14 protein-coding genes are annotated in these 15463 nt (G+C 70.9%); 11 read left to right on the top strand and 3 right to left on the bottom strand.

The genetic code is table 11. From position 1 onward, the window contains the following. Positions 1-193: 193 nt before the first annotated feature. The 7 genes from IF29_RS0108380 (at position 194) to IF29_RS0108350 (ending at position 9016) form a co-directional block, all read left to right on the top strand. Complete coding sequence (locus IF29_RS0108380) at positions 194-1351, top strand: acyl-CoA dehydrogenase family protein (protein WP_030251787.1); 1158 nt, start codon at positions 194-196, stop codon at positions 1349-1351. Positions 1352-1539: 188 nt separating this feature from the next. Continuing rightward, the gene (locus IF29_RS0108375) at positions 1540-2655 is read left to right on the top strand and encodes a S1C family serine protease (protein ID WP_051725049.1); all 1116 of its coding nucleotides are present in this window, start codon (positions 1540-1542) and stop codon (positions 2653-2655) included. 191 nt (positions 2656-2846) lie between these two features. After that, positions 2847-4076, top strand: a complete 1230-nt coding sequence (locus IF29_RS0108370; RefSeq protein ID WP_030251782.1) for an amidohydrolase family protein — start codon at positions 2847-2849, stop codon at positions 4074-4076. Beyond that, positions 4069-4995 carry a TIGR03619 family F420-dependent LLM class oxidoreductase gene (locus IF29_RS0108365; RefSeq protein WP_030251779.1) on the top strand — a complete coding sequence of 309 codons (927 nt, stop codon included), beginning with the start codon at positions 4069-4071 and terminating at the stop codon, positions 4993-4995. Before IF29_RS0108370 ends, IF29_RS0108365 begins: the two co-directional genes overlap by 8 nt. 81 nt (positions 4996-5076) lie before the next feature. Further along, positions 5077-5901, top strand: coding sequence for an SDR family NAD(P)-dependent oxidoreductase (locus IF29_RS0108360; RefSeq protein ID WP_030251776.1), 825 nt, complete (start codon positions 5077-5079; stop codon positions 5899-5901). A gap of 91 nt (positions 5902-5992) precedes the next feature. Continuing rightward, on the top strand, positions 5993-7120 hold the full coding sequence (locus tag IF29_RS0108355) for an LLM class flavin-dependent oxidoreductase (protein WP_030251775.1): 1128 nt from the start codon (positions 5993-5995) through the stop codon (positions 7118-7120). A gap of 120 nt (positions 7121-7240) precedes the next feature. Further along, positions 7241-9016 carry an N-acyl-D-amino-acid deacylase family protein gene (locus tag IF29_RS0108350; protein WP_030251773.1) on the top strand — a complete coding sequence of 592 codons (1776 nt, stop codon included), beginning with the start codon at positions 7241-7243 and terminating at the stop codon, positions 9014-9016. Positions 9017-9068: 52 nt separating this feature from the next. On the opposite strand, the gene IF29_RS0108345 is transcribed toward IF29_RS0108350, so the two are convergent. The 3 genes from IF29_RS0108345 to IF29_RS0108335 all read right to left on the bottom strand — a co-directional run bounded on the left by IF29_RS0108345 (position 9069) and on the right by IF29_RS0108335 (position 12091). Next, a complete protein-coding gene (locus tag IF29_RS0108345) occupies positions 9069-9827 on the bottom strand; it encodes a sensor domain-containing protein (RefSeq protein ID WP_084713733.1) in 759 nt (252 codons plus the stop codon). A gap of 175 nt (positions 9828-10002) precedes the next feature. Continuing rightward, entirely contained in the window at positions 10003-10701 is a 699-nt protein-coding gene (locus IF29_RS0108340; RefSeq protein WP_051725047.1) for an LppU/SCO3897 family protein, read from the bottom strand. 160 nt (positions 10702-10861) lie between these two features. Then, positions 10862-12091 (bottom strand): sensor histidine kinase, encoded by a 1230-nt coding sequence (locus IF29_RS0108335; RefSeq protein ID WP_030251767.1) that lies wholly within the window; start codon positions 12089-12091, stop codon positions 10862-10864. Between the two features lie 252 nt (positions 12092-12343). Here IF29_RS0108335 and IF29_RS0108330 point away from each other — a divergent pair, with 252 nt between their 5' ends. From IF29_RS0108330 to IF29_RS0108315, 4 genes are read left to right on the top strand one after another with little or no spacing between them, the layout of a single operon-like run. Beyond that, positions 12344-12748 (top strand): NADH-quinone oxidoreductase subunit A, encoded by a 405-nt coding sequence (locus IF29_RS0108330; RefSeq protein ID WP_030251764.1) that lies wholly within the window; start codon positions 12344-12346, stop codon positions 12746-12748. Continuing rightward, a complete protein-coding gene (locus tag IF29_RS41665) occupies positions 12739-13449 on the top strand; it encodes an NADH-quinone oxidoreductase subunit B (RefSeq protein WP_051725045.1) in 711 nt (236 codons plus the stop codon). Before IF29_RS0108330 ends, IF29_RS41665 begins: the two co-directional genes overlap by 10 nt. Next, the gene (locus IF29_RS0108320; protein WP_051725044.1) at positions 13446-14387 is read left to right on the top strand and encodes an NADH-quinone oxidoreductase subunit C; all 942 of its coding nucleotides are present in this window, start codon (positions 13446-13448) and stop codon (positions 14385-14387) included. The genes IF29_RS41665 and IF29_RS0108320 overlap by 4 nt, the downstream gene beginning before the upstream one ends. Beyond that, complete coding sequence (locus IF29_RS0108315) at positions 14384-15346, top strand: complex I subunit 1/NuoH family protein (RefSeq protein WP_030251755.1); 963 nt, start codon at positions 14384-14386, stop codon at positions 15344-15346. The genes IF29_RS0108320 and IF29_RS0108315 overlap by 4 nt, the downstream gene beginning before the upstream one ends. Positions 15347-15463 lie beyond the last annotated feature (117 nt).

Here is a 15463-nt window from a genome sequence, read left to right as displayed (position 1 = left end):
GCTTCCGGGCCGTCGTACTGACCTGGCGACCTGACCTATCGACCGTTCTGCCCGTCCGCCGGACAGCCCGTCGGACACGGCTCACGTCACACCCGGGCGCCCTGGACAGAACAGACTACTGGCGATTAACTTAACGTTCGTTCGACCAGTGACGGCTTGGACGCTCAGCAGAGCTCAGGAGAGGAGCGCCATCGTGCGCCGCACCGTATTCACCGAGGACCACGAGGCGTTCCGGGACACCATCCGCGACTTCATCGCCAAGGAGGTCGTGCCGGTCTACCCCGAGTGGGAGCAGGCCGGGCGTGCCCCCAAGGACTTCTACCTGAAGCTCGGCGAGCTGGGCGTCTTCGGCATCGAGGTGCCGGAGGAGTTCGGCGGCGCGGGCATGCACGGCTTCAAGTACCAGGCGATCGTCACCGAGGAGTGCGCCCGCGCCGGCGTCAGCTTCGGCGGCTCCGGGGTGCACACCGGCCTCTGCCTGCCGTACCTGATGGAGTACGGCAGCGACGAGCAGAAGAAGCGCTGGCTGCCCAAGTTCGTCTCCGGCGAGATGATGACCGCCATCGCCATGACCGAGCCCGGCACCGGCTCCGACCTGGCCGGGATGACCACCAACGCCAAGCTCTCCGAGGACGGCAAGCACTACGTCCTCAACGGCGCCAAGACCTTCATCACCGGCGGCGTGCAGGCCGACCTGATGCTGGTGGTCGCCCGCACCTCGCCGGCCACCCCGGAGAACCGCCGCACCGGCCTCTCCATCCTCTGCGTCGACACCACCAGCGAGGGCTACACCGTCGGCCGCAAGCTGGACAAGATCGGCCTGCGCACCTCCGACACCGCCGAGCTGTCCTTCGTCGACGTCAAGGTCCCGGTCGAGAACCTGCTGGGCGAGGAGGGCAAGGGCTTCTTCTACCTGGCCCACAACCTGGTCCAGGAGCGGCTGGCCATCGCCGTCGGCGCCTACGCCGCCGCCCGCGCCGCGGTGGACCTGGCCGTGTCCTACACCAAGGACCGCAAGGTCTTCGGCCAGTCGGTGTCCGAGTTCCAGAACACCAAGTTCGAGATCGCCGCCTGCGAGGCCGAGGTCGACGCCGCCCAGGCCGTGGTGGACCGCGCCCTGGAGCAGTTCGAGACCGGCGACCTGACCGCCTCGGACGTGGCCAAGGCCAAGCTGTTCACCACCGAGGTCTGCTCCCGGGTGGTCGACCGCTGCCTGCAGCTGCACGGCGGCTACGGCTACATCCTGGAGTACCCGATCGCCCGCCTCTACACGGACAACCGGGTGTTCCGCATCTACGGCGGTACCAGCGAGGTCATGAAGCTCGTGATCGCCAAGTCGCTCGGCCTGTAGGACCGCGGTCCGCTGGCCCTGCGCACCCCCACCCCCGGTACGGGCGGATCCCCTCCGTCCGTACCGGGGTTTTCTGCGTGCGGCGGGGCGGCGCGCCTCCCGTTCTCTTGTAGAACAAAAGGGACAATAGGTGCAAATCTCCCAAGGTAGCCCTGCTTGACGGGCCGCCCGACAGGAAGGTCGCACCCATGGAGAGCGCAGGCTCCGGCACCTCCCGCTCGCTTCCGCTCCGCAAGCCGTGCCTGGTGCTCACGGTCGGACTCGTGCTCGCGGCCGTGGCCGGCTGCAGCAGCGGATCCTCGTCGGACGCCTCCAACGGCTGGAACAGCGGCGGCTCCTCCACCGCGACCGCTGCCGCCTCCGGCGCCGGCAACGACCTGCAGACGGACTATCAGAACACCGTCAAGGCAGTGCTCCCGTCCGTGGTCCAGATCACCGCGGGTGAGAGCCTGGGCTCCGGCATCGTCTACGACAAGACCGGCGACATCGTCACCAACGCCCATGTCATCGGCAGCGGCCGGAGCTTCAAGGTCACCCTCGCCGACAGCTCGGCCACCCTGGACGCCACCCTGGTCTACTCCTACCCGACCAGCGACCTGGCCGTGATCAAGCTGACCAACCCGCCGTCCGACATCAGGCCGGCGGTCTTCGCGGACACCAGCAAGGTCGAGGTCGGCCAGATCGTGCTGGCCATGGGCAATCCGCTCGGCCTGGAGAGCAGCGTCACCCAGGGCATCGTCTCGGCCGTGGGGCGCACCGTGTCCGAGCCCGCGACCGCGGACTCGCCCGGGGTGACCATCCCCAACATGGTGCAGACCTCGGCGGCGATCAACCCCGGGAACAGCGGCGGCGCGCTGGTCAACCTGGCCGACCAGGTGGTGGGCATCAACACCCTGGCCGCGACCTCCGGCACCGACAGCGGCGCCCAGGCACCGGGGATCGGCTTCGCCATCCCGGCGTCCGCGGTGGTCAGCCTGGCCGACCAGATGATCAAGGACGGCAAGGTCACCAACTCCGGCCGGGCCGCCCTGGGCATCACCTCACGCACCGTGCTGACCAGCGGCGGCGACACCGAGACCGGCGCCGGGGTGGTCTCGGTGACCAGCGGCGGCCCGGCGGCCAAGGGCGGCATCCAGGCCGGGGACGTGATCACCAAGCTGGGCGGCACCACCATCGTGAGCTCCAACGAGCTGAGCGAGGTGCTGGCCGGCCTGCAGCCGGGCCTGCAGGTCCAGGTGACCTACCTGCGCGACGGTGCGACCCGGACCGCCAACGTCACGCTGGGCACCCTCGCCGCCTCCTGAACCCTCCCGCCCCGCCGCCCCGCGTATGTGCTGCCTGTCTGCGCGGGGCGGGGAAGCGTCCCGCTGCACTGCGGAGCAGCGGGGCGCTTCCACGTCCCGTCCGGCGGTCCGGTCCGGCCGTTCCGCCCGGCTCCGATCTGCGGCGTGCACGACTCCTGACGGATCGTCAGATCGGCGCTAGCCTGGCCGTCATGGAGAGCTTCCCCTGGATCATTTCGGTGGACGACCATACCGTCGAGCCGCCCGACGTCTGGCAGGACCGCCTGCCCGCCAAGTACCGCGAGACCGGTCCCCGGATCGTCCGAGCCCCGCTCGCCGAGATGACCTTCGTCGGTGGCCGGTTCGCCCCGAGGATGGGGGAGCCCGGCACCGAGGGCACCATCGCGGACTGGTGGGTCTACGAGGACCTGCGCCGCCCGCTGACCCGCCTGGACACCGCCGTCGGCTACCCCAGGGAGGAGGTCCGGCTGGAGGCGATCACCTATCAGCAGATGCGCCCCGGATCGTTCTCGATACCCGAGCGGCTGGAGGACATGGACGTCAACCACGTCCAGTCGGCGCTCTGCTTCCCGACCTTCCCGCGCTTCTGCGGCCAGACCTTCACCGAGGCCAAGGACCACGAGCTGGGCCTGCTGTGCATCCGCGCCTACAACGACTGGATGGTCGAGGAGTGGTGCGGGCCGGCCGCGCAGGGACGGATGATCCCGCTGGCGATCGTGCCGCTGTGGGACGCCGAGCTGGCGGCCGCGGAGGTCCGCCGCAACGCGGCCCGGGGCGTGCGGGCGGTCTGCTTCAGCGAGATACCCCCGCACCTGGGGCTGCCCAGCATCCACACCGACGCCTGGGACCCGTTCCTGCGGGCCTGCGAGGAGACCGGCACGGTCATCGCCATGCACATCGGCTCCTCCTCCCGGATGCCGTCCACCTCGGCCGACGCGCCCCCGGCCGTCGGCTCCACCATCACCTTCGCCAACTGCTGCTTCTCGATGGTGGACTGGCTGATGAGCGGCAAGTTCGACCGCTTCCCCGGGCTGAACATCATGTACGCCGAGGGCCAGATCGGCTGGATCCCCTACATCCTGGCCCGCGCCGACGTGGTCTGGGAGGAGAACGCGGCCTGGGGCGGCGTCGCCGACAAGGTGCTGACCCGGCCCAGCGAGCTGTTCGCCGAGCACATCTACGGCTGCTTCTTCGACGACCCGCACGGCGTCAGGAACCTGGACGCGATCGGCGCCGCCAACGTCCTCTACGAGACCGACTACCCGCACTCGGACTCGACCTGGCCGAAGAGCCGCGAGGTCGCCGAGTCGCAGATGGGCCATCTGGAGGCCGATGTGGTGGAGCAGCTGGTGCGCGGCAACGCCATCCGGCTGCTGGACCTGACCCCGGAGGGGCTGTGGAAGGGGGCCACCGGTGTCTGACACCGCCGTCTTCGGAATCCAGCTGCCGGTCCAGTCGCAGAGCACCATCTACTGCGAGCCGTGGGAGACCCGGGCCGGTCCGGCCGAGCTGGCGCAGGCCGCGCAGGCCGCCGACCGGCTGGGCTTCGACTACGTCGCGGTCTGCGACCACGTCGCCATCCCGGAGCGGCTGGCCGGCCCGATGGGCGCCACCTGGTACGACCCGGTCTCCACGCTGGGCTGGCTGGCGGGGATCACCACCCGGACCAGGCTGATGTCGCACGTGGCGGTGCTGCCGCTGCGGCACCCGCTGCTGTCGGCCAAGCAGTACGCCACCCTGGACCTGCTCAGCGGCGGCCGGCTGGTGCTGGGCGTCGGCGCGGGGCACGTCCCCGAGGAGTTCGAGGCGCTGGGTGTGGACTTCCACCAGCGCGGCGCCATCCTGGACGAGACCCTGGCCGCCCTGGACGTCGCCCTGCGGGAGGAGTACCCGACGCACCCGGGGCCGCGCTTCCCGTTCGCCGGACTGGCCGTCAGCCCCCGTCCGGTGCAGCGCCCGCGTCCGCCGCTGTGGGTCGGCGGCTCCTCGCCGCGCGCGGTGCGCCGGGCGGCGCTGCTGGGGGAGGGCTGGCTGTCCCAGGGGGACGCGCCTGCGGCCCTGCCCGCGCAGCTGGAGCTGATCCGCGCCACCCGGGAGCAGGCCGGGCGCAGCGGACCGTTCGCGGTCAATGTCATCCCGCCCGCGCTGTTCGTCGGCGAGCCCGACTGGGAGATCGGACGGCGCTCGGTCAGCGGCAAGCCAGAGCAGCTGGCGGAGACGCTCCGGGCGTACACCGCCCTGGGCGCCACCCATCTGCAGCTGCGCCCGCGCAGCCGCAGCGCGGCCGAGTACCTGGAGCAGCTGGAGCGGATCGCGGTCGAGGTCGTCCCGCTGGTCTGAGCCGGCGCCGTCCGGGGTGGTGCGTGCACACGTGCGAGACAACGTCAGATGCAGATGTGGGAACGGGAAGAGGAGCTGTGCATGCCCAGACTTGAAGGCCGTACCGTCCTGATCACCGGGGCTGCCCGGGGCCAGGGCGAGCAGGAGGCCCGGCTGTTCGCCGCCGAGGGGGCCAGGGTCGTGGTCGCCGACGTGCTGGACGACCTCGGCGAGGCGCTGGCCAAGGAGCTGACCCAGACGTTCGGCGACGACCGGGTGCGCTACCAGCACCTGGACGTCAGCAGTGAGGACGACTGGGCGGAGGCGGTGCAGGCCTGCACCGACGCGTACGGACGGCTGGACGGGCTGGTCAACAACGCCGGCATCCTGCGGCTCAACGAACTGGTCAGCACGCCGCTGCAGGAGTTCCTGACGGTGGTCCGGGTGAACCAGGTCGGCTGCTTCCTGGGGATGCGGGCGGCGGCCCCGCTGATCGAGGCCGCCGGCGGCGGCACCATCGTCAACACCGCCTCCTACACCGCGCAGGCCGGGATGGCCATGCTCACCTCCTACGCCGCCACCAAGGGCGCCATCCTCAGCATGACCAGGGTGGCCGCACTGGAGCTGGCGCCCAAGGGGATCCGGGTGAACGCCATCTGCCCCGGCTCGGTGGACACCCCGATGGCCAACCCGGCCAATGTCTTCGTCGGCGACAGCGGGGAGCCGATGATGAGCGCCGAGGACGGGGCCGCGATAGCGGCGGCCACGGCCGAGCTCTACGGGCGGGTGATCCCGCTGGGCCGGATCGGCCGGGCCGACGAGATCGCCAAGCTGGCGCTCTTCCTGACCTCGGAGGACTCCTCCTACATCACCGGGCAGCCGGTCATCGTCGACGGCGGCTGGCTGGCCGGGGTGTCGATCGACTGACGGGTCGTCGTGTCTTGACTGCTTCAGCTCCCGCTGGAAGAGTCGGCTGTATCTGATGGACCGTCAGATTCATGGACAGGACGGTGAACCGATGGAGTTCGGCATCTTCATCCAGGGCTACGTGCCCAGGAGTCGCTCCCTGGCCGACCCGCTGGCCGAGCACCACGCCCTGATGGAGGAGATGGACTACGTCGTCCAGGCGGACCGGGCCGGCTTCAAGTACGCCTGGCTCACCGAGCACCACTTCCTGGAGGAGTACTCCCACCTGTCCGCCAATGACGTGGCCATCGGCTACCTCACCCACGCCACCTCGCGGATCCACCTCGGTTCCGGCATCTTCAACCCGCTGGCCAAGGTGAACCACCCGGTCAAGGTCGCCGAGCGGGTCGCCATGCTGGACCACCTCAGCGGCAACCGCTTCGAGTTCGGCACCGGCCGCGGCGCCGGCAGCCACGAGATCCTCGGCTTCATGCCCGAACTTACGGACATGGACGGCACCAAGGAGATCTGGGAGGAGACCGTCGGGGAGTTCCCCAAGATGTGGCTCCAGGACGAGTACCAGGGCTTCCAGGGCAAGCACTGGTCACTGCCGCCCCGCAAGGTGCTGCCCAAGCCGTTCGGACCAGCGCACCCGGCCATGTGGTACGCGGCGGGCAGCCCCTCCTCCTACGAGATGGCGGCCCGCAAGGGGCTGGGCGTGCTGGGGTTCAGCGTGCAGAAGGTCTCGGACATGGAGTGGGTGGTCGAGTCCTACAAGAACGCGATCAGGGACGCCGAGCCGATCGGCGCCTTCGTCAACGACAACGTGATGGTGACCTCGACCGCGATCTGCGCCGAGACCGGCAGGGAGGCCCGCCGGATCGCCGTGCACGGCGGACTCAACTACCTGCAGTCGCTGCTGTTCCGCTACCACGACACCTTCCCGAGGATCGAGGGCATCCCGGTCTGGCCGGAGCTGATCCCGGAGTACACCGAGGAACTCATCGACCTGCTGATCGACGAGGAGCTGCTGATCTGCGGCGATCCGGACGAGGTGCTCGCACAGTGCAAGCGCTGGGAGTCGGCCGGCGCCGACCAGCTGGTGTTCGGCCTGCCGATCGGCATCCCGCCGGAGGCCACCGCCACCACCATCAGGCTGATCGGCGAGAACGTCATCCCGAAGATCGACACCGATCCGGTGCACCGCACCACCCGCTTCCGCCAGGCCGCGCGCCCCTGAGCGCGCGCTGCCGACCGGCGGTGCAGAACCGGGCGGGTACGGGGGAGCGGCGGCCTGCCACCCCGTACCCGCCCCGCCATTCACGGCTATCGGCTATCCGTTATCCCAGGAGGGACCACCATGCTCGACCACCTCATCCAAGGCGCCACGCTGGTGGACGGCACCGGCGCGCCCTCCCGTACCGCCGACGTCGGCATCAGCGGCGGACGGATCGTCAGCATCGAGGCAGCGGGCTCGGGTTCCGGTTCGGGTTCGGGTTCGGGTTCGGCCGGAGCGTCGGGATCTGCGGTGTCGGTGGAGGACGCCACCGGGCTGATCCTCTGCCCCGGCTTCGTCGACCCGCACACCCACTACGACGCCCAGCTGTTCTGGGACCCGTACGCCACCCCCTCGCTGGGCCACGGCGTCACCACCGTCGCCGGCGGCAACTGCGGCTTCACCCTGGCCCCGCTCAACCCGGCCCGGCCCGAGGACGCCGACTACACCCGGCGGATGATGTGCCGGGTCGAGGGCATGTCGCTGGCGGCGCTGGAGGAGGGGGTGCCCTGGGGCTGGGCCTCCTTCGGCGAGTACCTGGCGGCGCTGGACGGCCACACCGCCGTCAACGCGGGCTTCATGGTCGGCCACTGCGCGCTGCGGCGCCACGTCATGGGGCCGGACGCGATCGGCGGGCAGCCGACGCCGGAGCAGTTGGAGGCGATGGTCCAGCTGCTGCGCCGCTCCATGGCCGAGGGCGCCTGGGGGCTGTCCACCACCCAGTCCTCCACCCACTCGGACGGCGACGGCAGGCCGGTAGCCTCCCGGCACGCCGGGCGCGAGGAACTGCTGGCGCTCAGCCGGGCGGTGGGGGAGTACGAGGGCACCCAGATCGAGGCCATCGTGGCCGGCTGCCTGGACCAGTTCAGCGACGACGAGATCGCGCTCTTCGTCGACATGTCCGCGGCGGCGGGACGCCCGCTCAACTGGAACGTCCTCACCATCGACGCCGCCGTCCCGGAGCGCGTGCCGAGGCAGCTGCTGGCCTCGTCCAGGGCCAGGGCGGCCGGGGGCCGGATCATCGCGCTGACCATGCCCATCCTGACGCCGATGAACATGAGCCTGGGCACCTTCTGCGCGCTCAACCTGATCCCCGGCTGGGGCGAGATCCTCGGCCTGCCGGTCCCGGAGCGGATCGCCAGGCTCGCCGAACCGGCCGTCCGGACCGAGATGCTGCGCCGCGCCAACAGCCCCGAGGCCGGGGTGTTCCGGCGGCTGGCCGACTTCGGACGGTACGTCATCGGCGACACCTACTCCGCCGCCAACGACGGCCTCAGCGGGCGGGTGGTCCGCGACATCGCCGCCGAACGCAGCCAGGACCCCTTCGCCACGCTGGTCGAGATCTGCTCGGCGGACCAGCTGCGCACCGTGCTGTGGCCGATGCCCACCGACAACGACCCGGGCAGCTGGGAGCTGCGCCGCGACACCTGGCAGCACCCGGACGTGATGCTCGGCGGCTCGGACGCCGGCGCCCATCTGGACCGGATGTGCGGCGCCCCGTACACCACCCGCTTCCTCGGCGACTGCCTGCGGCGGCGCAAGCTGGTCCCGGTGGAGCAGGCGGTGCGGATGCTGACCGCCGACCCGGCCGGGCTGTTCGGTCTGCGGGACCGCGGCACCGTCGCCGTCGGCAACCACGCCGACCTGGTGCTGTTCGACCCCGAGCGGATCGACGCCGGGCCCGCCACCCTGGTCCACGACCTGCCGGGGAACAGCCCCCGGCTGGACTCGCGGGCGGAGGGCGTGGTGAGCGTCCGGGTCAACGGGGTGGAGACGGTCCGGGACGACAAGCTGACGGGTGCCGTGCCCGGAACGGTGCTCCGTTCCGGACGCGACACCCGTACGGTGGCGACGCGGTGACCAGGTGACCTGGTGACCCGGTGACCAGGTGACCTGGTGACTTGCTGATTGACTAGTTGAGCAGTCCTCGGGCCATCGCCCGCTGGGTGTTGGCCAGTCCACGGACCACCCACGGGGTGATGAACAGCACCAGCAGGCCGGCGGCGCACACCCCGGCGATCTGCGGGACGCTGCTCAGGTACACGGTGTGGCCGTTGTTGCTGTAGAGCTGCAGCCCCGGCACGTTCACGTAGTGGGGGAACACCCACTGCCACAGCGGGTAGCTGCCGTAGCCGATGCCGGCCACCCACAGCGTCACCGTGAGCGAGAAGGAGAGCACCGAGAACGGCAGCATCAGCACGCTGTAGAGCACCGAGCGCCAGCCCGCGCCGCTCTTCAGCGCCGCCCCGATCCAGGCCATCAGCCCGGGCCGGGCCGGTCGCAGCGGTGCCGGGGCCGGTACGTCCAGGCGCAGCAGCCCCCGCGCCCTGGCCCGCTCCATCGCGGCGAAGCCGCGGCAGCCGACGATCAGCGCGGCCAGGATCGGCATGCCCAGGAAGGTCACCACCAGACTGGTTCCGGCGGCGAACATGATCACGGCGTAGCTGAAGGTGAGGACGGCCACCGGGAGGTTGACCACCAGGTGCAGGCTCTCCCGCCAGGTGCGGCCGGAGAACGGTGCGGCGAGGAAGCCGGGGCCGGCCTGCGGGTTCCGGCTCCGGCCTCCGCGCTCGTCGTCGCGGTCGCGACCGCGGGAGAATCCATCGGCGTCGTAGTCGTAGTCGTAGTCATAACTGCGGCCGTCGCCCGTCATCCTGGCTGTGCTGCTCATCCTGTCCACACTCCCCTGTCGGCCGTGCCCGCCAAGTCCCTGTCCTTGCTGTGTACCTTCAAGCCTGCCGGGACTCGGGCCCCGGCGCGCTGGGGCTCCTGGCCGTCTTGGGGTGGGGATAACCCCACCCGGGCCGCCCCCTGGGGGCTTCCGGGCGGGGCGGCAGCTCAGCCGCTCAGCCGGCCGGCTTGTTGTTGCCCAGGCAGAGGGTCAGGTTGTCGCTGCCGCTCTCGGTGTAGGCGACCACGGTGCCGGTGACGTTGTCGCAGATGGAGTCGTTGCTGCCACTGGCGGTCTTCAGCACCTTGTACAGGGCCTTGGGGTCGCTGCAGCCGATCACGTGGACGTCCGGGTTGGCGTCGGTGCCCTTGTTCTGCACGCAGTCGCCGACCTTGGCGGTGCTGGGATCACCGTTGAACTGGGACCAGGCGAAGGCGATGACGCCGAGGACCACCAGGACGCCGAGGCGTATCGCCAGCTTCCTGCTGAACCGGGACGCCTTGGAGGGCGTGGACGGCGGCGGGACCTGCCAGCCGGCCTGCTGGGGCTGCTGCGGCTGCTGGCCGGGGAACGGCTGCTGGCCGGGATACGGCTGCTGCCCGGGATACGGCTGCTGCTGGTTGGGGTAGGGCTGCTGGTCCTGGTACGGCTGCTGCTGACCGGGGTACGGCTGCTGGCCGGGCTGGGGCTGGGGTTGGGGCTGGGGCTGGCCGTACGGCGGGGCCGGGTACGCCTGCGGCTGGGCCCCGGCCGGGGCCGCCGCATAGGGGTTGGGCTGCTGAGCCGGGTTCCCGGCGTACGGGTTGGCGGCCTGCCCTGGGTACTGGCCGCCGGCGGGGCCGGGCTGGGAGCCGTAGGAGGGAGGGGTGCTCATCGTGGTTCTCGTCCTCGTCTGTATGTTCGCGTGGGAACGGTCGAGGAACTGTAGTGAGACCCGGGCACCGGTGTGACAGGTGTTGCTCAATCTTGTCCGGACGGATTCCGGCCGGACTCCGGTGCCGGCCGTCAATCCATCAGAAACCCGGACAGCCGGGTCAGTTGCGGTTCTTGGTCCGCCAGGGCAGTTCCACCGTCACCACGGTCGGTCCGCCGACCGGGCTGTCGACGACGAAGACGCCGTCCACCGCGCGGATCCGCTCGGCCAGGCCGGCCAGGCCGCCGCCCGGCTCCTCCGTCGCGCCGCCCTTGCCGTCGTCGCGCACCTGGAGCATCAGGTGGTCGGCGGAGCGCCAGGCGTCGACGGTGGCGGTGCGGGCTCCGGCGTGCTTGGAGATATTGGTGAGCAGCTCGCTGACGGTGAAGTAGGCGATGCCCTCCACCGCCGAGTCCGGACGCGACTCGCGGTCGGAGCCGCCCGGCAGGTCCGCGTTGACCCGTACCCCGCCCGGTACCGTGCAGCGGGTCGCGACCGAGGACAGCGCGGCGTCCAGACCGCGGTCCGTCAGCACCGCCGGGTGGATGCCCCGGGCCAGGTCGCGCAGTTCCTGCAGGACCAGCTTCACCTCGCCGTGGGCGTCGCCGACCATCCTCGCGGCGGCCTCCGGGTCCTCCGACAGCTTCTCCTTGGCCAGGCCGAGGTCCATCGCCAGGGCCACCAGTCGGGCCTGGGCCCCGTCGTGCAGATCGCGCTCGATCCGGCGCAGGTCGGCGGCGGCGGTGTCGACCACGGTGCCGCGGTCCTGCTCCAGCTCCTTGACCCGCTGGGTCAGGTCGGCGGGGGCGAGCAGCGAGGAGGCGAGGGCCCGGTCGACGGTGGACAGTCCGCGGGCGATCCACGGCAGCACCGGCCACAGCACGATCAGCGAGACCAGGGTGACGGTGAAGGTGAAGATGCCCCAGGGCAGCTTGATGAAGAGGTAGAGCGCGGTCCGCCAGGCGAGGCCGTCCGAGAACACGTCGAAGAAGCGGCGCCAGGCGCCGCCGCCGCTGCGGCCCGTGCCGACCGGCAGCGGTTCGGCGATGTCCTCGTCCAGCAGCGAACGCACCAGCCCGCGCTCCACGGAGCCGTAGCCGCGGATCGCGAAGAGGGCTCCGGCGAGGACCCAGAGGCCGATGATGGTGACCATCAGTCCGGCGCCCAGCGAGAGTCCGACCACGGTGAGCACGAAGCCCACCAGCGACAGCGGAAAGTTCACCAGCAGGAAGGCGACCTCACGCCACATCCCGCTGTTGAACGCCGGACGCTCACGCCGCCGCGCCGGCGTTTCCTTCGGAGCTCTGACGGGGTCCCGAAAGGAGTCCGTCCAGGTGTCGTCGTCTCGCATGGGTCCATCCTCGGTCACAACCGGCCGCCGCAGGGGCGTCTTGCTTCGGGATCCAGCCTGCCGTCGTGCCGGCCCGATGACGATGGGGCAGGTCGGCATGGTGGTAGGGGGGATAACCCCACCTTCCCCGCGTTCCCGCTGGGCGCCGTGCACGGACCCCCGGTCGGTGGACCTAGACTCCCGTGCAGTAAGAACGTCATGGATGTGTAAAGACATCGCTGCCGCCAGGCGGGACCGGAGGACGAACCGAGCATGGAAGCAGTCGCGGCTGTCGTCGCCGCCCCGAAACCGGGGTACTTCCACGCCTATGCCGTGGTCGGCCTGCTGGCTGTGATCGGAGTGCTGTTCGTGGCCTCGGCGTTCGGGGCCAACCAGTTGCTGCGCCCCTATGCGCCGACGCAGGAGAAGCTGCTCGCGTACGAGTGCGGCGTGGACCCGGTGGGGGAGGGCTGGGCGCAGACCCAGATCCGCTACTACGTCTACGCCTTCCTCTATGTGATCTTCGCGGTGGATGCGATCTACCTGTTCCCCTGGGCCACGGTCTTCGCCGCGCCCGGGTACGGTGCGGGCACGCTGATCGAGATGTTCGTCTTCATCGGCTTCCTCGCCGTCGGACTGCTCTACGCCTGGAAGAAGGGCGTCCTGGAATGGACGTGACCCCCGCTCCCCACTCGCACGGGCATGCGCACGCGCACGCGCACGGACAGGATCCGCTCGGCGGCCCGGCCGCGACGGGCGGCCCGGTTCCGCTGGGCATCCCCGACCCGGCCGCACCCGGTGGCGCCGTCGAGCCGCGCCGTCTCGGCCCGCTGGCCCGGCTGGCGCCGGACCCGGTGAAGGTGGTCCTCAACTGGGGCCGCCGCTACAGCCTGTGGTGCTTCAACTTCGGCCTGGCCTGCTGCGCCATCGAGTTCATCGCCGCCTCCATGGCCAAGCACGACTTCATCCGACTGGGCGTCATCCCCTTCGCGCCCGGTCCGCGCCAGGCGGACCTCATGATCGTCTCCGGCACCGTGACCGACAAGATGGCCCCGGCGATCAAGCGCCTCTACGAGCAGATGCCCGAACCCAAGTACGTCATCTCCTTCGGCGCCTGCTCCAACTCCGGCGGTCCCTACTGGGACTCCTACTCCGTCACCAAGGGCGTCGACCAGATCATCCCGGTGGACGTGTACGTACCCGGCTGCCCGCCCCGTCCGGAGGCGCTGCTCCAGGGCATCCTCAAACTGCAGGAGAAGATCGCGCACGAGTCCCTCCCGGACCAGTACCCGGTCACTCCCGTGCCGGCCGCGGCCCTGAAGCGGCCCCTGGTGGCCGGGCCTGGGCCCACCGGTGTCGAGGAGGGCCCGACCCGGTGACCGATCCGACTCCGCCTGCTGAGCCCACCCCTCCCGCTGAGCCCACCCCTCCCGCCGCGCCGGACCCCGGAGCGGCGACTGCGGCTGCCCTCGGTCCGTGGGCCACCGCCACCGAGGCGTTCGCCCTGCTCACCGTCGACGTCCCGGCCGAGCACTGGATCGAGGCGCTGACCACCGCCCGGGACTCCCTCGGCCTGTCCTACTTCGACTGGCTCAGCGCCGTCGACGAACTGGCCGACGGCTTCTCCGTCGTCGCCCACCTCGCCGCCGTGGGCACGGGATCGGCCGCCCCGCTGCGCCATCTGCTGCTCCGCACCCGCATCCCCAGGGCTGCGGCCGCCCTCCCGACCGCCACCGGCGTCTTCGCGGGCGCCGACTGGCACGAGCGGGAGACCCACGAGATGTTCGGCATCGACTTCACCGGCCATCCCCATCCGATCACCCTCCTTCTTCCCGACGGCTTCGAAGGCCACCCGCTCCGCAAGGAGTTCGTGCTGGCGGCCAGGGTCGCCAAGGCCTGGCCGGGGGCCAAGGAGCCCGGGGAGAGCGACCACGGCCACGGCGAGGGCGCCCCGGCGGCCCGACGGCGGATGCTTCCGCCGGGCGTGCCCGACCCCAATGAGTGGGGCCCGCTCGCCGGAACCCTCCCGCCCGTCGCCGAGCGACCGGCCCGCGGTGCGGCCCGCGGCCCCCGGGCTGCTGCTGCCGATCCCGCCGCAGCAGCCGCTGTCGCTCCGGGCGACCGACCGGTCCGCGCCGACCGCCCGCGCCGCAACCGCAGCGTCGGCGACGGCTCCACCAGCCAGGCCCCGGCCTCCGCCCCGACCCCGGACGCGCCGTGGCAGTCGGTACCGCCGCCGAAGGAGCCCCCGACGGCGCCCTCCGGCGGAACTGACGGCACGACAGGCACTGACAGTACGACGGGAGACGACGCATGATCACCGCGCTCGAAGCGCTGCTGCGCTGTCTCGCCGTCCTGGTCGTGTTCCTGACCTTCCCGCTGGTCATCGGGCAGACCGAGCACAAGGTCATGGCCCATATGCAGGGCCGGCTCGGACCCATGTACGCAGGTGGCTTCCACGGGTGGGCCCAGTTGGTCGCCGACGGTGTGAAGTTCGCTCAGAAGGAGGACATCGTCCCGGCCGGGGCCGACCGTCGGGTCTTCCAGCTGGCGCCCGCCGTCGCGCTGTTGCCGTACCTCCTGGTCCTGATCGCCATCCCGGTCGGCCCCGGCGGCTTCGTCGGGCAGGCGCTGGACGCCGGTCTGTTCTTCGTCCTGGCCGTCATGGGCGTCGGAGTGCTCGGCTCGTTGATGGCAGGCTGGGCCTCCGCCAACAAGTTCTCGCTGCTCGGCGGCATCCGCAGCGCCGCGCAGCTGCTGGCCTATGAGCTGCCGATGCTGCTCGCCGCCGCGTCGGTGGCCATGGCGGCCGGCAGCGTGTCGCTCACCGGCATCCTCGGGGCGTTCCACTGGTGGTGGGTGCCCTGGCAGATCGTCGGAGGCTTCGTCTTCTTCACCGCAGGCCTGGCCGAACTCCAACGGCCGCCGTTCGACATGCCGGTGGCCGACTCGGAGATCATCTTCGGCGCCTACACCGAGTACACCGGTCTGCGCTTCGCGTTGTTCCTGCTCTCCGAGTACGCCGGAATCCTGGTGCTCTGTGCGCTGACCGCCGTCCTCTTCCTGGGCGGCTGGCACGGCCCGCTCTCGGCGGACCTCGGCTGGCTGTGGACCCTGCTGAAGACATTCGCCCTCGCTTTCGTCGTGATCTGGCTGCGGGTCACCTATCCGCGGCTGCGCGAGGACCAGCTGATGCGCTTCGCCTGGATCGTCCTGATCCCGCTCGCCCTCGCCCAGCTCGCCCTCACCGGCATCGTCAAGGTGGTGATCTCCTAGTGCCGCCCCTCCCCTCCGGCTCCGCCGACCACTCCGGCCGAGCCGACCACACGCACCAGCACGGTGGGTCCGCGGGCTCCGGCAGCTCCGGCGGCTTCCCCGGCCGCGGCCTGGCCA

It is taken from the genome of Streptacidiphilus jeojiense (assembly GCF_000719095.1).
Lineage (GTDB): Bacteria > Actinomycetota > Actinomycetes > Streptomycetales > Streptomycetaceae > Streptacidiphilus > Streptacidiphilus jeojiensis.
The sequence above is the reverse complement of the archived record's forward strand: the minus strand, read 5'-3'. Positions and strand labels throughout refer to the sequence as shown.

Bases quoted from the DNA above. Each gene is read 5' to 3' on its own strand.
- IF29_RS0108350 (WP_030251773.1), top strand. From the start codon at position 7,241: ATGCTCGACCACCTCATCCAAGGCGCCACGCTGGTGGACGGCACCGGC.
- IF29_RS0108315 (WP_030251755.1), top strand. From the start codon at position 14,384: ATGATCACCGCGCTCGAAGCGCTGCTGCGCTGTCTCGCCGTCCTGGTC.
- IF29_RS0108335 (WP_030251767.1), bottom strand. From the start codon at position 12,091: ATGCGAGACGACGACACCTGGACGGACTCCTTTCGGGACCCCGTCAGA.
- IF29_RS0108370 (WP_030251782.1), top strand. From the start codon at position 2,847: ATGGAGAGCTTCCCCTGGATCATTTCGGTGGACGACCATACCGTCGAG.
- IF29_RS0108345 (WP_084713733.1), bottom strand. From the start codon at position 9,827: ATGAGCAGCACAGCCAGGATGACGGGCGACGGCCGCAGTTATGACTAC.
- IF29_RS0108330 (WP_030251764.1), top strand. From the start codon at position 12,344: ATGGAAGCAGTCGCGGCTGTCGTCGCCGCCCCGAAACCGGGGTACTTC.
- IF29_RS0108375 (WP_051725049.1), top strand. From the start codon at position 1,540: ATGGAGAGCGCAGGCTCCGGCACCTCCCGCTCGCTTCCGCTCCGCAAG.
- IF29_RS41665 (WP_051725045.1), top strand. From the start codon at position 12,739: ATGGACGTGACCCCCGCTCCCCACTCGCACGGGCATGCGCACGCGCAC.
- IF29_RS0108355 (WP_030251775.1), top strand. From the start codon at position 5,993: ATGGAGTTCGGCATCTTCATCCAGGGCTACGTGCCCAGGAGTCGCTCC.
- IF29_RS0108360 (WP_030251776.1), top strand. From the start codon at position 5,077: ATGCCCAGACTTGAAGGCCGTACCGTCCTGATCACCGGGGCTGCCCGG.
- IF29_RS0108340 (WP_051725047.1), bottom strand. From the start codon at position 10,701: ATGAGCACCCCTCCCTCCTACGGCTCCCAGCCCGGCCCCGCCGGCGGC.